Annotated in this window: 11 protein-coding genes and 1 tRNA gene; 8 read left to right on the forward strand and 4 right to left on the reverse strand. The window is 71.0% G+C overall.

Going from position 1 to position 14,659, the window contains the following annotated elements; genetic code table 11:
* The first annotated feature begins 12 nt into the window (after window positions 1–12).
* Window positions 13–273 carry a DUF3039 domain-containing protein gene (locus EDF42_RS15395; protein ID WP_111033217.1) on the forward strand — a complete coding sequence of 87 codons (261 nt, stop codon included), beginning with the start codon at window positions 13–15 and terminating at the stop codon, window positions 271–273.
* An 88-nt stretch (window positions 274–361) separates the two neighbouring features.
* Here EDF42_RS15395 and EDF42_RS15400 read toward each other — a convergent pair whose 3' ends face one another.
* A complete protein-coding gene (locus tag EDF42_RS15400) occupies window positions 362–1,699 on the reverse strand; it encodes a nicotinate phosphoribosyltransferase (protein WP_123673273.1) in 1,338 nt (445 codons plus the stop codon).
* On the opposite strand from EDF42_RS15400, the gene murI reads away from it, so the two are divergent.
* The 3 genes from murI (at window position 1,691) to rdgB (ending at window position 3,923) form a co-directional block, all read left to right on the forward strand.
* Window positions 1,691–2,530, forward strand: coding sequence for a glutamate racemase (gene murI, locus EDF42_RS15405; RefSeq protein WP_123340801.1), 840 nt, complete (start codon window positions 1,691–1,693; stop codon window positions 2,528–2,530). The two genes, EDF42_RS15400 and murI, sit on opposite strands and share 9 nt — an antisense overlap.
* A 74-nt stretch (window positions 2,531–2,604) precedes the next feature.
* A complete protein-coding gene (gene rph / locus EDF42_RS15410) occupies window positions 2,605–3,336 on the forward strand; it encodes a ribonuclease PH (RefSeq protein ID WP_111085013.1) in 732 nt (243 codons plus the stop codon).
* On the forward strand, window positions 3,333–3,923 hold the full coding sequence (gene rdgB, locus EDF42_RS15415) for an RdgB/HAM1 family non-canonical purine NTP pyrophosphatase (RefSeq protein ID WP_123340733.1): 591 nt from the start codon (window positions 3,333–3,335) through the stop codon (window positions 3,921–3,923). Before rph ends, rdgB begins: the two co-directional genes overlap by 4 nt.
* Window positions 3,924–3,994: 71 nt before the next feature.
* Here the strand turns inward: rdgB and EDF42_RS15420 are convergent, their stop codons facing one another.
* The 3 genes from EDF42_RS15420 to EDF42_RS15430 all read right to left on the reverse strand — a co-directional run bounded on the left by EDF42_RS15420 (window position 3,995) and on the right by EDF42_RS15430 (window position 6,821).
* Window positions 3,995–4,696, reverse strand: a complete 702-nt coding sequence (locus tag EDF42_RS15420) for a DedA family protein (protein ID WP_123294071.1) — start codon at window positions 4,694–4,696, stop codon at window positions 3,995–3,997.
* Window positions 4,697–4,814: 118 nt separating this feature from the next.
* Window positions 4,815–4,895 (reverse strand) — tRNA-Leu (locus EDF42_RS15425).
* Between the two features lie 633 nt (window positions 4,896–5,528).
* On the reverse strand, window positions 5,529–6,821 hold the full coding sequence (locus EDF42_RS15430) for an MFS transporter (RefSeq protein ID WP_123673154.1): 1,293 nt from the start codon (window positions 6,819–6,821) through the stop codon (window positions 5,529–5,531).
* Between the two features lie 56 nt (window positions 6,822–6,877).
* On the opposite strand from EDF42_RS15430, the gene mnmA reads away from it, so the two are divergent.
* From mnmA to EDF42_RS15450, 4 genes are all read left to right on the forward strand, one after another.
* Window positions 6,878–7,984, forward strand: a complete 1,107-nt coding sequence (gene mnmA / locus EDF42_RS15435) for a tRNA 2-thiouridine(34) synthase MnmA (RefSeq protein WP_123673156.1) — start codon at window positions 6,878–6,880, stop codon at window positions 7,982–7,984.
* Window positions 7,985–8,197: 213 nt separating this feature from the next.
* The gene (gene ligA / locus EDF42_RS15440; RefSeq protein ID WP_123673274.1) at window positions 8,198–10,474 is read left to right on the forward strand and encodes an NAD-dependent DNA ligase LigA; all 2,277 of its coding nucleotides are present in this window, start codon (window positions 8,198–8,200) and stop codon (window positions 10,472–10,474) included.
* A gap of 182 nt (window positions 10,475–10,656) precedes the next feature.
* Complete coding sequence (locus EDF42_RS15445; protein ID WP_123673158.1) at window positions 10,657–12,024, forward strand: alpha/beta hydrolase; 1,368 nt, start codon at window positions 10,657–10,659, stop codon at window positions 12,022–12,024.
* A gap of 201 nt (window positions 12,025–12,225) precedes the next feature.
* Window positions 12,226–14,550: a transglycosylase domain-containing protein gene (locus tag EDF42_RS15450; protein ID WP_123673160.1), complete on the forward strand. Its 2,325-nt coding sequence runs from the start codon at window positions 12,226–12,228 to the stop codon at window positions 14,548–14,550.
* Window positions 14,551–14,659: the final 109 nt, after the last annotated feature.

The raw sequence follows: 14,659 nt of genomic DNA on the forward strand, positions 1-14,659 counted from the left end.
TACCCTGGACCCATGAGCATGACGGAACCAGGCGGCGGCCTCGACGTGATGGACCGGGAGCTCGAGAAGCTCCTCGAAGACGAAGCGATCGAACCCGGCGACCACGAGCGGTTCTCGCACTACGTCAAGAAGGACAAGATCCTGCAGTCCGCCCTGTCCGGCAAGCCGGTCAAGGCGCTGTGCGGCAAGAAGTGGATCCCGGGCCGCGACCCGGAGAAGTTCCCGGTGTGCCCGGACTGCAAGGCCATCTACGAGAAGATGAAGTCCGAGTAGACGTAGCCCGCGCATCGTGAGCAGAAATGGTCGGGTCGCCTTCGGGGACCCGACCATTTCTGCTCACCAAGCGATGCGCAGCGGCGCGCTAGATCACCAGGGTGGGGATCGCGGGGTCGCCGCGACCGATGCGCGCGGCGTCCGCCGGCAGCTCGGCCTTCGCCTGCTTGTGGTGCGCTCGCGCGGCCTCGACGCCCTGTGCTCCGAGGAACGCCGGATCGACCTCGCCGCCGGTGACGACGGGCACGAGCAGCGGGCGCTCGTCGGGGCCGACCTGTCCGGCGGTGAGCACGACCTCGGCCGTGGCGACACCGTTGCGCAGGCGTCGGCCGGCTTCCTTGCGGCCACCGATCGAGGCCTTGTCCGCCGACTTCTTGGCAACGGCGACCCAGTCGTCGCCGTCGGGGGACTGGTGCGCCACGAGCTTGAAGACCATGCCGGCCGCGGGGTGTCCGGAGCCGGAGACGACCGAGGTGCCGACGCCGTACGAGTCGACGGGGGCCGCACGGAGCGCCGCGATCGTGTACTCGTCCAGGTCGTTCGTGACCGTGATCTTCGTGTCGGTCGCGCCGAGCCGGTCGAGCTGCGCCCGGACGGCCGCGACGACCGAGGGCAGGTCGCCGCTGTCGATGCGGACACCGCCGAGCTTGCCGTCGGTCAGCCGGACGGCGGTCTCGACGGCCTGCTCGATGTCGTAGGTGTCGACGAGCAGCGTCGTGCCGTTGCCGAGGGCGTCGAGCTGCGACCGGAACGCCTCTTCCTCGGAGTCGTGCAGCAGGGTGAACGCGTGCGCCGCGGTGCCCATCGTCGGGATGCCCCAGGTGCGGCCGGCCTCGAGGTTGCTCGTCGCGCCGAACCCGGCGATGTACGCGGCCCGTGCTGCGGCGACGGCGTTCCACTCGCCGGTGCGGCGCGAGCCCATCTCGGCGAGCGGACGCCCGTCGGCGGCGGACACCATGCGCGCGGCGGCCGAGGCGATGGCGGAGTCGGCGTTGAAGACCGACAGGGCGAGCGTCTCGAGCACGACGGCCTCGGCGAACGTGCCCTCGATCTGCAGGATCGGGGAGTTGGGGAAGTAGACCTCGCCCTCGCGGTACGCCCGGACGTCCCCGGTGAACCGGTAGTCGGCGAGGAAGGCTGCGGTGCCCTCGTCGATGACCCCGCGGTCGCGCAGGAACCCGATCTCGTCGTCGCCGAAGCGGAAGTCGCCGAGGGCGGTCAGGAACCGGCCGAGACCGGCCGCGACGCCGTAGCGACGACCGTCGGGCAGCCGCCGGGCGAACACCTCGAAGACGCAGCGCCGGTGGGCGGTGCCGTCCTTCAGGGCCGCGTCGACCATGGTGAGTTCGTACTGGTCCGTCAGGAGCGCGCTGGTCACCTCCCCGACACTACTGCGAGCGTCGGTACGCTGGTCACCGTGACGGATGCACCGATCGGAGTCTTCGACAGCGGGGTCGGCGGGCTCACGGTGGCCCGCGCGATCATCGACCAACTGCCGCGCGAGAGCATCCGGTACGTCGGCGACACCGTGCACTCGCCGTACGGCCCGAAGCCCATCGCGGACGTCCGCCGCTACGCGCTCGAGGTCATGGACGACCTGGTGGAACTCGGCGTCAAGGCACTCGTCATCGCCTGCAACACCGCGTCGTCGGCCGTGCTCCGCGATGCCCGCGAACGGTACGAGCAGGCGTACGGCATCCCGGTGGTCGAGGTCATCCAGCCCGCCGCCCGCGCCGCCGTGAAGCAGACCAGGACCGGGCGCATCGGCGTCATCGGCACGGTCGGCACCATCACCTCGCGCGCCTACGAGGACGCCTTCGCCGTGGCCTCGGACGTCAGCCTGACCCTGGCGGCGTGCCCGCGCTTCGTCGAGTTCGTCGAGGCGGGGGACACCTCGTCGCCGGAGCTGCGCGAGGTCGCCGCCGGGTACCTCGACCCGATCCGCGCCGCCGACGTGGACACCCTCGTGCTCGGCTGCACCCACTACCCGCTGATGTCCGCTGCCATCCAGTACGTGATGGGCCCGGACGTCACCCTGGTGTCGAGTGCCGAGGAGACCGCCAGTGACGTGTACCGCCGGCTCGTCGAGCACGGCCTCGAACGCACCTCCACCACCGCCCCGACGTACTCGTTCGAGTCGACCGGCGACGACGAGGACGGGTTCCTGCGGCTCGCCCGCCGGTTCCTCGGCCCCGAGATCGTCCGCGTCGGCCACCTCGAGACCGGCGCCATCACGCTGCCCCGTGGGCGGGCCTGAGCGGCGACCAGCCGCCAGCCGCCGCCCGCCCCGATGACCCGCACCGCGCCTCCAGGCCGGACCGAAAGGACACCATGACCACCCGCATCGACGGCCGCCAGGCCGAGGAACACCGTCCCGTCACCATCGAGCGGGGGTGGAGCACGCAGGCCGAGGGCAGCGCGCTCATCTCGTTCGGCAACACCAAGGTGCTCTGCACCGCCTCGTTCACGAACGGCGTGCCCCGTTGGCTCGCCGGCAAGGGCACCGGCTGGGTCACCGCCGAGTACTCGATGCTGCCGCGGTCGACGAACGAGCGCATGCAGCGCGAGTCGATCAAGGGCAAGGTCGGCGGCCGCACCCACGAGATCTCCCGGCTGATCGGGCGTTCGCTCCGCGCCGTGGTCGACACGAAGGCCCTCGGGGAGAACACCCTGGTCATCGACTGCGACGTGCTGCAGGCCGACGGCGGCACCCGCACGGCGTCGATCACCGGCGCCTACGTGGCGATGGTCGACGCGATCGAGTGGGGCCGCGGCAAGGGCTTCATCGGCAAGAAGGCCACCCCGCTCACCGACAGCGTGCAGGCGATCTCGGTCGGCATCGTCACGGGCGAGCCGATGCTCGACCTGGCGTACACCGAGGACTCCGCCGCCGACACCGACATGAACATCGTCACGACCGGGTCGGGCAAGTTCATCGAGGTGCAGGGGACCGCCGAGCACGCGCCGTTCGACCGCGACGAGCTGAACGTCCTGCTCGACCTGGGCCTGGCCGGCAACCAGTCGCTCGCGGCGATCCAGAAGACCGTGCTGGGGCTGGCGTGACCGGCACCGTCGTCCTGGCCACCCACAACCAGGGCAAGGTCGTGGAACTGCGCGAGATCCTCGGGTCGGCGCTGGGCGAGGGTGTCGAGCTCGTCGGGTACGACGGTCCCGAGCCGGTCGAGGACGGCGACACCTACGCCGCGAACGCCCTGATCAAGGCCCGTGCCGCGGTCGCGCACACCGGGCTGCCGGCGCTCGCCGACGACTCCGGCATCGCGGTCGACGCGCTCGACGGTGCCCCGGGCATCCACTCGGCGCGGTACGCGGGCACCCGGTCGGACGCCGACAACATCGCGCTGCTGCTGCAGAACCTCGACGGCGTCGTGGAGCGGACGGCCGCCTTCGTGTGCGCGGCCGCGTTCGTCACGCCCGACGGGTTCGAGCACGTGGTCGAGGCGGTGTGGAACGGCGAGGTGCTGACCGCGCCGGTCGGCGACGGCGGACACGGCTACGACCCGGTGTTCCGGCCGGACGACGCCGACCGCTCGTCGGCCGAGCTCACCCGCGACGAGAAGAACGCCCTGTCGCACCGCAGCAAGGCGTTCCGGGGCATCGCGCCGGTCGTGCGGGAGCACTTCGGGCTCTGAACTGCCCACCTGCGACGACGACAGGCCCACACCGAACGGTGTGGGCCTGTCGTGTCCGGTCCGGCGTACCGCTACAGCTGCGGGTCGACGGCCGTCGACTCGGCCTGGTGCTCGCGCTTCTTCGCCTTGCGGGCGTTCCGGATGTACGTCAGCGCCATCGGCACGACGGTGACCAGGACGGCGGCGAGCAGGATGATGTCGATGTACTCGCGCACGATGTGGGCGACGAACGGGATGTGCCCGATGAAGTACCCGAGGAACGTCACACCGACACCCCAGACGACGGCGCCGATCGCGTTGTAGAGCGAGTACTTCTTGTAGTCCATGCGGCCGACGCCGGCGGCGATCGGCGCGAAGGTGCGGACGACCGGCACGAAGCGCGCCAGGATGACCGCGAGCGGGCCGAAGCGGTGGAAGAACGCGTTGGTCCGCTCGACGTTCGCCTTGGAGAACAGACCGCTCTCCTTGCGCTCGAAGATCGGCGGACCGGCCTTCTTGCCGATGTAGTAGCCGAGCTCCCCACCGAGGAACGCCGCCGCGCCGATCATCAGGGCCGCGACCCAGATCGGGATGCCGCCGATCTCGCCGCCGCGGTCGAACGCGAACAGGCCGGTGATGACGAGCAGGCTGTCGCCCGGGAAGATGAAGCCGATCAGCAGACCGGTCTCGGCGAAGACGATCGCACAGACGACGAGCACGGCGACCGCCCCGAAGTGGTCGAGGATGTACTGCGGATCCAGCCATGGGATCAGGGCGAGTGCGACGGAGTGCATGTCTCTTCCGGTCGTGCAGATGCGGTGACGGGAGGGTCACCCGCACGACGAGGGTACCGTCCGCGCGTGACCGGAACGTCCCTCGGTGGTATGAGATGCGCGAGCACGCAACGGTCGGTGCGGAAGGAGGGACTCGAACCCTCACGCCTGGGGCACAGGAACCTAAATCCTGCGTGTCTACCGATTCCACCACTCCCGCGAGCAGCGGCAGTCTACCGAGCGGTCGCTGGTCGCTGGTCGCTGGTCGCTGGTCGGTGGACGTCGGCCGGCGTCGGCGGACGTCGGCGGACGTCGGCGGACGTGGGTGCGTGCGCACGGTGCGCCGGACGTCACCTGGTGCGGGTTTGGCCGCTTCGTGCGCCGCAGCAGGTGCGCGCGGAGCGGCCAGCGGCGTTGTGGGTGACCGTGTCGACACGGTGCGGTGTTCGTGGCGGGGGTGCGCCGGGCCTCCCGGGCGGTGGTGGCGCGCACGTGCGCACGGTGCGCCGGACGTCACCTGGTGCGGGTTTGGCTGCTTCGTGCGCCGCAGCAGGTGCGCACGGAGCGGCCAGCGGCGTTGTGGGTGACCGTGTCGACACGGTGCGGTGTTCGTGGCGGGGGTGCGCCGGGCCTCCCGGGCGGTGGTGGTGCGCCCGTGCGCACGGTGCGCCGGACGTCACGTGGTGCGGGTTTGGCAGCTCCGTGCGCCGCAGCAGGTGCGCACGGAGCGGGGAACCTCGCACGAAGCGGCGGGACGCGCACCGTGCGCCGGCCGCGCAGCGCGCAGCACGCAGCACGCAGCACGCAGAACGCAGCACGCAGCGCCCCGTGCGCCGGCCGCGCAGCGCGCGCGTCAGCGGAGCTGGCGCGGCAGGTACCGCGGCACGTACCGCAGCAGCACTCCGGCACCGATCAGGCCGAGCACGCCCATCACGCCGCTCGCGACCGCGATCGTCGCGACGGCCGTCACCCCGGAGATCACGAGCGGTGCCGCTGCCGACCCGAAGTCGCCGGTGAAGCGCCAGGCTCCGAGGAACGGCGCCGGGTCGTCGCGCGGAGCCAGGTCGGCGCCGAGCGTCATGAGGATGCCGGAGCCGACGCCGTTGGCGAGCGACATCCCCATCGCGATCCCGACGAACCAGCCGACCCGCGCGTCGAGGTGCCCGCTCCAGGCGAGCAGGAAGTAGCTGATGCTCAGCCCGAGCATGCAGGGGAGTGCGCTCGCCAACCGTCCCCAGCGGTCCATGATCTGGCCGCTCGTGTAGAACAGCGCGAAGTCGACGGCACCGGCGATGCCGATGATCAACGCAGCCGTCGAGTCGTTCAACCCGACACTGACCGCCCACAGCGGCAGGATCACCTGGCGTCCGGCACGCATCGCGCCGATGAGCGCGGCGCCGCTGCCGAGCCGCAGCAGCACGGCCCGGTTCGTGCGCAGGGTGCGGAAGAGGCCGTGCGCCTCCTTGCCGACGAAGACCGCGCCGGTGTCGGTGGACGGCTCGGTCACGCCGGTCGCGTCCGACCCCGACCGGGAGGCCCGTGGCGGCATCCGCAGACCGCGTGCGCCCGTCGCCGGGTCGCGCAGCACCAGGAGCACGGTCGCCGCCGCCAGGCAGCACACGACGTGGATCCAGAACGCGCTCGCGGTGGTGCCGGTCAGGTGGATCACACCGGCGGCGAGGAAGGGCCCGACGAAGTACCCGAAGCGGAAGACCCCGCCCAGGCTCGACAGCGCCCGGGCACGGATGCGGACCGGGATCGCCGTGGTCATGTACGCGTGCCGTGCCAGGGCGAACACCGCGGTCGAGACGCCGACCAGGAACACCCCGAGGGCCAGCACCCACGCGTTCGCCGCGGTCGTGCAGACGACGAGGCCGCCGACCGACACCAGGGCGGCGCCGATCATCGCGTTCCGCTCGCCGATCCGCGCGACGACGATGCCCGACGGCACGTCGCCGATGAGTTCGCCGACCAGGATGAGCGACGCGACGAAGCCCGCGAACGCCAGGGTCGCGCCGAGGGAGTCCGCGGCGATCGGGATGATCGGGATGATCGCGCCCTCGCCGATGGCGAACAGCGCCGCGGGCAGGAACCCGGACAACAGGACGGACCGGAAGTCGAATGAGTCGTTCCCCGTCGTGGCCATCGCAGGGACAACGGTACGCCAGCGGTACGGGTTCGTCGGCGGGTTACCCTGGAGGCATGCGTGTTCTGGCGGCGATGAGCGGTGGGGTCGACTCGGCGGTGGCTGCTGCCCGGGCGGTCGACGCCGGGCACGACGTGGTCGGTGTGCACCTGGCGTTGAGCCGGATGCCGGGCACGCTCCGGACCGGCAGCCGCGGGTGCTGCACGATCGAGGACTCGATGGACGCCCAGCGCGCCGCGTCCGCCCTCGGCATCCCCTACTACGTGTGGGACTTCTCGGCCCGGTTCAAGGAGGACGTCGTCGACGACTTCGTCGCCGAGTACCAGGCCGGTCGCACCCCGAACCCCTGCATGCGGTGCAACGAGCGGATCAAGTTCGCGGCGCTGCTCGAGAAGGCGCTGGCCCTGGGCTTCGACGCCGTCGCGACCGGGCACTACGCCTCGATCGTCACCGGCCCGGACGGCTCCCGCGAACTCCACCGTTCGGCCGCGTGGGCGAAGGACCAGTCCTACGTGCTCGGGGTCCTGACCGCCGAGCAGCTGCAGCACGCGATGTTCCCGCTCGGGGCGACCCCGTCGAAGGACGAGGTCCGGGCCGAGGCCGCCGAGCGTGGGCTGACGGTCGCGCAGAAGCCCGACTCCTACGACATCTGCTTCATCCCGGACGGCGACACCCGCGGCTGGCTCGCCGACCGTGTCGGCAGCGAGACCGGCGACGTCGTCGAGCGCGACGGCACCGTGGTCGGTTCCCACGACGGCGCGCACGGCTACACGGTCGGGCAGCGCCGCGGACTGTCGCTCGGGCGCCCCGCCGCCGACGGCAAGCCCCGGTTCGTGCTCGAGATCCGCCCGAAGGACAACACCGTCGTGGTCGGTCCGAAGGAGGCCCTGGCCGTGTCGTCGATGTCGGGCTCCCGCTTCACCTGGGCCGGCACCGCACCGGCCGACCCGCAGACGCCGTTCGCGTGCGACGTCCAGATCCGGGCGCACGCCGACCCGGTGCCGGCGACCGCGCGGGTGCAGGACGACGTGCTCGTGATCGACGTCGACGAGCCGCTGCACGGGGTCGCCCCAGGCCAGACGGCCGTGGTCTACGTCGGCACCCGGGTGCTCGGACAGTGCACGATCGACAGCACCGTCAGCGCCGTCCCCATCGACTCCTGAGACCGCCGCTCCCGGGGAGTGGGCTCGCTGCGTCCAACGACAGTGGTTCGCGGTAGAACTGAGTACATGGTGATGCCCGAGCGCGATCTTTCGCAGATCCCGGCAAGAGCGATGCTGGAGGAACTCCAACGGCGAAACGATGCGCGGATGTTACGCGAGGCTGTGCGTTGGTTCGACGCTCAACGCTCGCTTTCGATCGACGCCCTGAGCCAGATGGAGAGCGAAGACGAAGCACTCCTAGCTCGCGAAGCCCTCACCGGACTTCGACGCGAGTACTACGACCGCGACGATAGCGTCGTCCCAGACAACAAATACGACGATGTCTTGCGTATCCTGACGATGCTCGAGAACGCGCATCCTGATCTAAAGAGATCAGACAGCCCGACCCAGACCGTCGGCGGGCAGGCGCAGACCACGCAGTTCGCACCGGTCGAGCACGCCGAGCGGATGCTCTCGCTCGACAACGTGTTCAGCCCGGACGAGCTCACCGAGTGGGCCGTCAAGGTGCAGCGCGACGCCGGTGCCGAGCGTGTCCGGTTCCTGACCGAGCTGAAGATCGACGGCCTCGCGATCAACCTGCGCTACGAGCACGGCCGGTTGGTGTCGGCGGCGACCCGTGGTGACGGTGTCGTGGGCGAGGACGTCACCGGCAACGTCCGGACGATGGGCACGATCCCGGACCGGCTGTCGGGGACCGGCCACCCGCCCCTGGTCGAGGTCCGCGGCGAGATCTTCTTCCCGGTCGCCGAGTTCGACGAGCTCAACGCGAACCAGCGCGAGGCGGGGGAGCGCGTCTTCGCCAACCCGCGCAACGCCGCCGCCGGGTCCCTCCGCCAGAAGGAAGAGGGCAAGTCCGAGGCGAAGCGCGCACTCATGGTCGACCGGCTCCGGCGCTTGCGGATGCTGGTGCACGGCATCGGCGCGTGGCCCGTGCGCGAACTCGAGCAGGAGACCGACGTCCGCTCGCAGTCCGAGGTGTACGAGCTGCTCGAGACGTGGGGGCTGCCGACGAGCAGCCACTACCGGGTCTTCGACACCATCGACGAGGTGAACGCCTTCGTCCGCTCCACGGGCGACCGCCGTGCCTCGGTCGAGCACCAGATCGACGGCGTCGTCATCAAGGTCGACGACCTCGCCCTGCACGAAGAACTCGGCTCGACGTCTCGTGCGCCCCGGTGGGCGATCGCGTACAAGTACCCGCCGGAAGAAGTCCACACGACGCTCACCGACATCGTGGTGAGCGTCGGCCGCACGGGTCGTGCGACCCCGTTCGCAGTGATGGCCCCGGCCGAGGTCGCCGGGTCGGTCGTCCGCCAGGCCACCCTGCACAACCAGCAGGTGGTCAAGGCGAAGGGCGTCCTGATCGGCGACACCGTCGTGCTGCGGAAGGCCGGCGACGTCATCCCCGAGGTACTGGGTCCGGTCGTCGAGCTCCGCGACGGCACGGAGCGCGAGTTCGTGATGCCGACGCACTGCCCGGAGTGCGGTACCGAGCTCGCCCCCGCGAAGGAAGGCGACATCGACCTCCGCTGCCCGAACGCGAAGAGCTGCCCCGCGCAGGTCCGCGGTCGTGTCGAGCACATCGCATCGCGCGGTTCCCTCGACATCGAGGGCCTCGGCGAGGTCGCAGCCGCAGCGCTCACGCAGCCGCTGCACCCGGAGACCCCGCCGCTCGTGACCGAGGCCGGGCTGTTCGACCTGACGATGCAGGACATCGTCCCGATCGAGGTGATCGTCCGCGACGCCGAGACCGGCATGGAGAAGGTCGACGACGCCGGTGACCCGAAGCGCGTGACCCCGTTCAGCCGCGCGCGCAAGAAGACCGACCCGCCCTTCGACGCCGACGCCCGCGGTGCGGACTACACCGGCGAGCCGAGCCGCTTCCCGTCGAAGAACGCGTTCGAGATGCTCGCGAACATCGACGCGGCGAAGACGAAACCACTCTGGCGCATCATGGTGGGGCTGAGCATCCGCCACGTCGGGCCGGTCGCGGCGCGGGCGCTCGCGAACCACTTCGGGTCGCTCGACCGGATCCGCAGCGCCTCGCGCGAGGAACTCGCGGCGGTCGACGGGGTCGGCGGGATCATCGCCGACGCCCTGCTCGCGTGGTTCGAGGTCGACTGGCACCGCGAGATCATCGACCGCTGGACGACGGCGGGCGTGCAGTTCACCACGCCGGACCACCCCGGCCCCGGGGGCGCGGCGATCGAGGGCGGTGTCCTGAGCGGCGTCACGGTCGTGGCGACCGGGTCCCTCGAGGGGTACACGCGCGAGGGCGCGCTCGAGGCGATCATCACCGCCGGCGGCAAGGCGGCGTCGAGCGTCAGCAAGAAGACCGACTTCGTGGCCGCGGGTCCCGGGGCCGGGTCGAAGCTCACGAAGGCCGAGCAGCTGGGGCTCCGGATCATCGACGCCGAGCAGTTCCACCTGCTCGTGACCGAGGGGCCGAGCGCGCTCCCCGAGTCAAAGGTGCCCGCGCCCGAGGGCTGAGCCGGGGCGACGAGCACGACCGCGACGCGGCCGCACACTGCGGCGCGCCGTCGGACGCACCCAGTTCGGGGGACAAGTTGCATCGCGCATGACCGATCCTCGGGCATTCTCCTTACACTCGACAGAGCATCACCCGTCGTCTGCAGGGAGACGGCGGGACGGCCTTCCAGGGGGAGACCCGATTGCTGCTCATCGCCGCGGCTCTGCTCACCGCCTCGATGCACTCGCTCGGAGTGGTCGAGGCCCCCGTCGCGCCTCCGACCCATGCCGCCCCGGCCACCGTGACGGTCGCGCTCGTCTCCGAGCAGCACCCGGTGCCCCTGCCGGTCATGACCGGGGGACAGATCGACGTCGACACCGTCGCCGACGCGCACGGTCGGGCGTTCCTCGACGACCTCGGTGTCCTCGGCGCCGGTGACCTGCGCCGCGCCGCCGACGACCGTCGTGTCGTGGCCACCGCGCAGGACGACCCGCCCGCGGCGGCCGTCGTCGCGCAGTGGTGGGCGGGACTCGGCGCCGACGAACAGGGCACGCTCCTGATCCACGTGCCGTCGATCATCGGCAACCTCGAGGGCGTGCCGTACGCCGTCCGCGACCGCGCGAACCGGTCGACCCTGACCACCGGACTCGCCGACCCCGACACCGGCGCCGCGCACGCCGCGATGCTCGGACAGGTGCGGGACTCGTTGCGGCGCGAACCCGGTGACCCGCAGCGGTTCCTCATCACGCTCGACACCCGGGCGGCGGGCCGAGCGGCGATCAGCATCGGTGACCTCGACACCGCGGCGGACGTCACCGTCATCGTCCCCGGGATGTTCTTCACCGTGACCGGGCAGATGGCCGACTTCACGAACACCGCCAACGACCTGGCGAGCGAACAGGCGACCCTCGCGCCGCTGGCCGCCGGTGGCTCCGGCGACGGGACGGGCGTCGCCGTCGTGGCGTGGATGGGCTACCGCACGCCCGACCTGTCGAACATCATGTCGCTCAGCCTCGCCGACTCCGGGGCGCAGCGACTCGAGCGCACCGTCGACGGCCTGCGGCAGATCCGCGACGGCGACCAGCCCCGGCTGAACATCGTGGCGCACTCGTACGGGTCGACGACGGCGCTCATGGCGCTCGCCTCCGGACGGATGAGCGCCGACACCCTCACCGTGCTCGGGTCACCGGGCAGCGACGTCCGGTCGGCGGCGGACCTGGACGTCGCCTCGGACGAGGTGTTCGTCGGTGTCGCGCACAGCGACCCGATCGCGGGGTCCGGGTACTACGGCACGGACCCGGGCGGTTCGTCGTTCGGCGCCACCGTGATGAACCTGGCCGGCGGTGCCGACGCACTGGCCGCCGGGGAGCTGTTCCGCCGTCCGGTCGGGCACAACGACTACCTCAAGCCGGGCACCGCATCGCTGCACGACGTCGCCCTGATCGGGATCGGCCGTGGTGACCTCGTCCGCGAGCAGATCCGACGCGGCAGCACCGGTGACGACGGCGTCGTCGGCGCGTCGGTCGACATGTACCTGGTCCGTCCGCAGGACCTGCAGCCGCGCGACTGACGGGGCGAGGCCCTGGGCGTGACCGGATCGTGACCGGCGGCCGACGTGCCGGGGCCGCACCGGGCCTCCCGGCCGGATCCGCGACCCCGCGCGGATCGCGACCCGCGACAGGTGTTGCCTGAGCGGCAACCTGAGCGACGGCGCAGCCTCAGTCGGTTCCACGGCAGAACCAGTACAGCCCGCCTCCCTACGGTTCGGGGCATGCGTGTGGTGCGATGGCCTGGTGCTCTCCTGATGTTCGTGGTGATGTCCGTGCTCGCCGGCATGCTCGTCGCCGTCGCGGTGACGCCCGCGGTCGCCGTCGCGGGTGAGGGCACCTCGGGTGCGGTCGCGTTCTTCGAGGACCTGCCGAGCTACCTCGACGTGCAGACGCCGCAGCAGGTCTCGTCGGTGTACGCGACGAAGGGCGGCAAGCAGGTCAAGATCGCGTCGTTCTACGCCGAGAACCGGACGAACGTCACGGCCGACCAGATGGCGGACACGCTCAAGCAGGCCGCCATCGACACCGAGGACCCCCGCTACTACGACGAGGGCGGCATCGACGTCCTCGGCACGCTGCGCGGAGTGGCCGCGACGGTCGTCGGCGGCGACGTCCAAGGCGGATCGAGCATCACGCAGCAGTACGTCAAGAACGTCCTGGTGCAGCAGTGCGAGGAGCTCACCGGCAAGGACCAGGCCGCCACGGCGAAGAAGGTGGAGGCCTGCTACGAGGACGCGGCCGGCGTCACGCCGCAGCGGAAGCTGCAGGAGATGCGGTACGCGATCGCCGTGAACAAGAAGTACTCGAAGGACGACGTCCTGACCGGGTACCTGAACATCGTCGGGCTCGGCGGTCGGGTGTACGGCGCCGAGGCCGGTGCGGAGTACTACTTCGGCGTGCACGCGAAGGACCTGTCGCTGGTGCAGTCGGCCACGCTCGTGGCGATCCTCAACAACCCCTCGAACCTGCGCATCGACGTGCCCGGTGACAAGGCGAACGGGCAGGCGAACGGCTACGCGCTCACCAAGGAGCGACGCGACTACGTCCTCCGCCGCATGCAGGCGCACGGGTCGATCACGAAGGCCGAGATGACGAAGGCCATCGCGACCCCGGTCACGCCGAAGATCACCGAGACCGCGAACGGCTGCTCGACCGCGGCGACGAACTACGACGCCGGCTACTTCTGCGACTACGTCCGCGACCAGGTGCTGCAGGACCCGGCGTTCGGCAAGACCGCCGCGGCGCGCATCGCGACGCTCGACACCAAGGGCCTGCAGATCCACACCTCGCTCGACCTCGACCTGCAGGGCCAGGCGCAGACCGCACTGTCGACCTACGTGCCCGCCACGATGGCCGGCGTCGACGTCGGCGGCTCCAACGTCACCGTCGAGCCCGGCACCGGACGCATCATGTCGATGGTGCAGAACACGTCGTACACGCAGGGCGACAACGCCGCAGCGGGGTCGACCGCGGTGGACTACAGCGCGGACTCCGGCTACGGCAACTCCGGCGGGTTCCAGACCGGCTCCACCTACAAGGTCTTCACCCTGGCCGAGTGGCTCGCGACCGGCCACACGCTCTCCGAGTCGGTGTCGACCACCGAGCACACGTTCCAGAACTCGGAGTTCACGAACTCGTGCCAGAACGTCAGCGGTGGGACGTGGCCGGTCGCGAACGCCGAGTCGGTGCCGGCGTCGATGACCGTGCAGGCCGCCACCGTCGAGTCGATCAACACCGCCTTCGGCGCGATGGGGAAGCAGCTCGACCTCTGCAAGATCGCGCAGCTCGCGCAGTCGATGGGCATCCACCGCGCCGACGGCGGTGCCCTCGGGCAGACCCCCTCGTCGATCCTCGGCGTCAACGAACTGTCGCCGATCGACCTGGCCGAGGCGTACGCCGGCTTCGCGAACGGCGGCGTCGTCTGCACGCCGACCGCGATCGACTCGGTCACCGAGGCGGACGGCACGAAGATCACCCCGACGCCGTCGTCCTGCACGCAGGGGGTCTCGGCGGACGTCGCCGGCACCGTCGACTACGCGCTGCAGGGCGTGCTGTCGGGCTCCGGCACCGCCGCCAGTGCGAACCCCGGCGACAGCGTGCCGAAGTTCGCGAAGACCGGCACCACCGACGGCGACGTGCAGAACTGGCTCGTCGCGTCGTCGACGAAGTACACGAACGCCACCTGGATCGGGAACGTGCAGGGGAGCGTGAGCCTGGCGAACTGGCCGTTCCTGCAGGGCACCACCGGGTACAGCGCGAAGTTCGGGGTCGGGAAGTCGATGATGGCGTACCTGGACCAGACGGTCGGCGGGGATGCCCTGCCCACGCCGAGCCAGGCGATGATCGGGCAGGCGAGCCACTCGTCGCAGTCGTCGCAGTCCTCGACGTCGTCGGGGTCCGGCGCGTCGCAGGCCGACCAGTCGACGCCGACCACGCCGACGCAGACGGCGGCCCCCGCTGCGCCAGCCGCTCCTGCGGCGCCGGCTGCACCGGCGGCACCCGCCGCCACGGCGGCTCCGGCAGCGGGTGACCAGAACGGGAAGTGACCGCTCGGGTCCACGCCGCCGGGAGGCCCGTCACCGGTCCGGCGGACCGGTGACGGGCCTCCGGGCAGCCGTCCACGGCCGCGCCTGCGTGATCGACCGCAGCCAATAG

The sequence above is a fragment of the Curtobacterium sp. PhB172 genome, from assembly GCF_003752545.1.
Taxonomy (GTDB): Bacteria; Actinomycetota; Actinomycetes; order Actinomycetales; family Microbacteriaceae; genus Curtobacterium.